General features: G+C 38.9%; 5 protein-coding genes. 1 reads left to right on the top strand and 4 read right to left on the bottom strand.

The window, feature by feature from the left end:
• Window positions 1–118: 118 nt before the first annotated feature.
• From ACEW8U_RS04990 to ACEW8U_RS04975, 4 genes are all read right to left on the bottom strand, one after another.
• A complete protein-coding gene (locus ACEW8U_RS04990) occupies window positions 119–367 on the bottom strand; it encodes a hypothetical protein (RefSeq protein ID WP_373520937.1) in 249 nt (82 codons plus the stop codon).
• Window positions 346–1473 (bottom strand): MBL fold metallo-hydrolase, encoded by a 1128-nt coding sequence (locus ACEW8U_RS04985; RefSeq protein ID WP_373520936.1) that lies wholly within the window; start codon window positions 1471–1473, stop codon window positions 346–348. The genes ACEW8U_RS04990 and ACEW8U_RS04985 overlap by 22 nt, the downstream gene beginning before the upstream one ends.
• Before the next feature lie 138 nt (window positions 1474–1611).
• Window positions 1612–2169, bottom strand: a complete 558-nt coding sequence (locus ACEW8U_RS04980; protein WP_373520935.1) for a hypothetical protein — start codon at window positions 2167–2169, stop codon at window positions 1612–1614.
• A gap of 4 nt (window positions 2170–2173) precedes the next feature.
• Window positions 2174–2680, bottom strand: a complete 507-nt coding sequence (locus ACEW8U_RS04975; RefSeq protein ID WP_373520934.1) for an RNA polymerase sigma factor — start codon at window positions 2678–2680, stop codon at window positions 2174–2176.
• 223 nt (window positions 2681–2903) lie between these two features.
• Between ACEW8U_RS04975 and ACEW8U_RS04970 the strand changes: the two genes are divergently transcribed.
• A complete protein-coding gene (locus tag ACEW8U_RS04970) occupies window positions 2904–3962 on the top strand; it encodes a DUF748 domain-containing protein (protein WP_373520933.1) in 1059 nt (352 codons plus the stop codon).
• Window positions 3963–4239: the final 277 nt, after the last annotated feature.

The following is a 4239-nucleotide window of genomic DNA, read 5'->3' as shown; positions in this document are numbered from 1 at the left end:
GGTTTGTGACCATCCTGAAAATGGAACCAATGAAGAAAGCAAAAACAACCAAATCCCTAAAATATATCGGAATGTATTATTGGTTGGAATCGAAACTTTGGATAAGGACATTTCAGTTTTATTTTAATTTCAGATCATAAGAAAGCATACCGGGCCAGATGGTTTTTTCTGAGAAAGCAATTGTCAACGGGTTGGAGGTTATATTTCTTGTGCCGTTATACCCTACTCCAAATCCTTTGACAAGGAAAAAGAAAATATGCTCAGGGATAAACTGTTCATCTGATATCTCTGGACTTATAAAGCAGGACATGACCTCAGGAGTCCTGGATTGAATTAAGCTTAGTTTTAATTCACCTCGTTCCACCATGATCTGAATATTTGGGTATCATCGTCAAGTCTTACTTTTTCACCAATAATCGGCGTCGCTAAAAGTATATTGTGTTGGTTGCTCAACTGATACACTTTTTCTAAGGGCTCATTCCAAGGATGCATTGCCAGTGAAAATTTGGCTGAATGAACAGGCATGAGACGTTTTGCATGTAGGTCTTTTGCAGCCAATATCACTTCCTCAGGCATAAAGTGAATCTCTTTCCAGGCAACATTATATTGCCCATTATCCAATATCACCAAATCGAAAGGTCCATGTACAGCCCCGATTTCAGCTAAATGACTATCATAACCACTATCTCCTCCGACGTAAATTTTCCGTTTTGGTGTTTCTATCACATAAGAAAGCCAAAGGGTATTGCTTCTGGATAAGGCCCTACCAGAAAAATGTCTTGCTTTTGTGGTGTGGATTTTTATTTCATCAAAATCCATCGTTTCGTCCCAGTCTTTTTCAATAATATTATTTGGCGAATATCCCCAATGTTCAAAATGGGAACCCACTCCCAAGCCACAAATCACGTTTTTCACTTTGTCTCGAAGGGCAACAATGGTCGTGTAATCCAAATGGTCATAATGGTCATGGCTGATCAGGAGGTAGTCGATTTCCGGAAAATCTGAAACTGAATATTGGTCTGTTCCCTTGAAGGCTTTTACACTACCCGGCAAAGGAGATGCATTGCCACTCAGCACCGGATCTACTAAAATCCTTTTTCCTTCAAATTGCATAAAGTAAGATGAATGCCCAAACCAGACTAGGATGTTTTCTTCATGATCCAATTGGTGTAAATCAGTTTTGGTAGAAGGGATAATGTCTTTGGGTTCCTTGTAAGGATTACTTTTGATGAATTGGTCATAAATGATTCCTGTATAGGAATACCCTTCAGTCAGTGGTGGTGTGTGGCTAAAATTCTCAAATTTCCCGTTTTTAAAATTGGGGGATTTATGGATTCTGGCCAGCCTTTCTCCATTTGGGGCCTTCCCGAATTTTGGATGCTGCAAGAACAGAATTACGCCTAATGCCAAAAGCAGAATTAAGCCAAGGAATATGATCATGGTACGTTTCAATAAAGTCAGAATTCTTTTCATTTAATGCAAATGTAAACAATGTCTCTATACCAAACTTAGTTGAATAAGAATTGGAATTACAAATTCCAAGGATATTTTAGGTGCAGTTTCAATCTACAACTAGCCCCTCCGCCACCATATCTTCAAATGTTGGTGTGCTTACTTAGACATCTCCAACTTGCTTTTCAAATTTTCCAATTCCCTTTTCCTGCCTTCATAGATTCGATGTTCCCAACCCGAAGCATAATTAGTCAGAATAAAAAAGATAATAAATGCTGCTAGAATCCACATTGATTTACCACTATCCCAAAGCCCGAGGGCAACAAGGGATCCTATAGGCAGGATATTCCATCGACCTAAAAATGAAAAGCGAACCTGATAAGTGGCCACGGAAATCGCTTGTTCCAAATCCCCTAGCATCGTCCGATCAAACTTTTTGCTGGCTCCGATCCTGCGTACCCTACTGGCCAACAAAAAGAAAGCGGTACCAAACATCCAAGCAGACAAGAGGTACATGAAAATATTTTCATTGCCTTTAAATACATTCATTCCGAGAACGAAACTACCGGCTATGATATTGACCACAACCATGAGCAGTTCGCTGGTATTGGTGATATGTTTCCCTTTTTCCATTTTTGATTGGATCAGGTTGTGCATGGCTTGTTCGTTGATGCCGAAAAGCATTTCGTTGTTTTGTGAATCCCAGATTGTTTTCATTTCTTCAAATTTCATGATTGTTGTATGTGTTAAGTTTTGAGATTAGTTGTTTTTTGATCCTATTGATTTTGACACCGACGTAAGATTCTGAGATTCCCAGAATATTTGCCATTTCCTTGTAACTGAAATCATCCAGTAATAACAAGGCCAGAGAACGGTCGATTTCATCCAATTGTTGGATCTGAGCATAGAGCCAATCCAGCCTTGGGTCTATTGGATTACTACCCTCCTGCAATACATGTTGGACCTTATCCAAGGGTTCGTGTTGGTGCTTATTGGCTTTTCTGCCCCATTTGATCGCTGTGTTGAGGGAGATCCTGTATATCCATGTCACCGGGGATGATTCGGCTTTGAAGGAGGAAATGGAATGCCAAAGTTGGATGCTGATTTCCTGAAAAAGGTCATCTTGGTCTTCCATGGAATTGGCATAAGCCCTCACAATTTTAAAGACCAGTGCCCTGTACTGCATCAGCCAATTTTCATAAATCTGTTTTTGTTCTTTTTCCGTCACTTTTGATTCTTTACACCATTAGTACCAATATGGTGGGAGATTCTTACAAATTGGGGGTAAAAGGTGAAAAAAAACAATTCACTCAGCTCCCATTCTGTGATTAATCTGTCACAAATTGTTGTTGAAAGATTTGGAAGATGGATAACAACTGCTTTGGAAAGCCATTATTTGATCATTCCAACATGGCATAGATGTTGGATTCTTAAAAGAGAATAAATGGAAAATGAAGAGGAGATATATCGTATTGATTTCGATCTTGGTGCTGTTGGTTGTAGTTCGGCTAATGTTACCATACATCGCCAAGAATCAGATCAATAAGGCATTGGCAAACATAGAGGGTTATCATGGATCTATCGACGACCTGTCCATGAGTCTTTACAGGGGTGCTTTTAATATTGGAGACATTGTCATATATGAAGAAGTTTCAGAAGATCCTGAAACACCTTTTATCGTTATTCCGATTTTGGATTTCAATCTGGACTGGCGGGCTCTTTTAAAGGGTAAAATTGTCTCTGAAATATCAATGGATTCCCTTGAGTTGAATTTGACTGTGTTAAAAGAGGAAGAGAAAGATAAAGAACCGAGACAACATTTTGCCGAACAAATTCAAGAACTCAATCCCATTCAGATCAACAATTTAAAGATCACCAACGCCAAGATATCCTATCTGGATCCCACTGCAGATCCTAAGGTTGATATATATTTTGATAACTTTAACCTCCGGGGAGAGAACCTGAGTAATGTAGTGGATGAGGAAAAAATCCTTCCGGGTTATATTTTTATAGATTCAAAGGCAATGGGTGAAGGCAGTATGGAAATGGAAATGCACGTGAACATATTGAAACAAATTCCTGATTTTGATCTTAATCTGGCCTTTGAGGACATCGATCTGGTAAAGTTTAATAATTTTATAGAGGCTTATGCCAACCTAGAACTGGAAAGTGGAACCCTAAGTGTTTACAATGAGACGGTAGTGAACAATGGAGAGATAACCGGATATATTAAACCTGTAATCGAGGACTTTAAGGTCAACCTAAAAGCAGAGGACAGAAACCTTCCAGAAAAGGTCTATGATGTAGTGGTTGATTTTGTTGGCAGGATTTTGGAAAATAAAAAAGAAGAACAAATTGCATCCTGGGTAGAGCTTTCGGGACATATCGAGAATATTGAAAACAATCCTTGGCAGGGAGTATTCAACTTATTGAGAAATGCATTTATTGAAGCCTACTCCAAAGAAATCGAAAATGCCATCAATTTTGGTGGTGCTGGAGGTGAAAGCTAAAGTGAACAACTTCCATTTGGGAAAATTAAATGATCTAACAAAAATGTTTGAACAAGGAAAGGATAATCCATTGTAAATTGTAGTCGATAAAAGGGTGTAGTTGCAAACTACACCCAGACAAGATGAACCAAACAAGTGTCCTATTTCACTTAGACAGGGTCATTTTCTTCAGACTTCGAAACCCATATATCACTCTCCCTTCACATACTTCCTCCAATTATGCTGCTCTTCAAATCCCAAAACCTCCCGGATTTTACGGTTTGAGAATAGCGCTTCA

Origin of the sequence: Aquiflexum sp., from assembly GCF_041751335.1 — a bacterium.
In the GTDB taxonomy this organism is placed as follows: Bacteria; Bacteroidota; Bacteroidia; order Cytophagales; family Cyclobacteriaceae; genus Aquiflexum.
This window is presented reverse-complemented; position numbering and strand designations above follow the sequence as displayed.

Excerpts from the sequence above, each read along its gene's own strand:
- ACEW8U_RS04970 (WP_373520933.1), top strand. The coding sequence starts at position 2,904 with ATGAAGAGGAGATATATCGTATTGATTTCGATCTTGGTGCTGTTGGTT.
- ACEW8U_RS04985 (WP_373520936.1), bottom strand. The coding sequence starts at position 1,473 with ATGAAAAGAATTCTGACTTTATTGAAACGTACCATGATCATATTCCTT.
- ACEW8U_RS04990 (WP_373520937.1), bottom strand. The coding sequence starts at position 367 with ATGGTGGAACGAGGTGAATTAAAACTAAGCTTAATTCAATCCAGGACT.
- ACEW8U_RS04980 (WP_373520935.1), bottom strand. The coding sequence starts at position 2,169 with ATGAAAACAATCTGGGATTCACAAAACAACGAAATGCTTTTCGGCATC.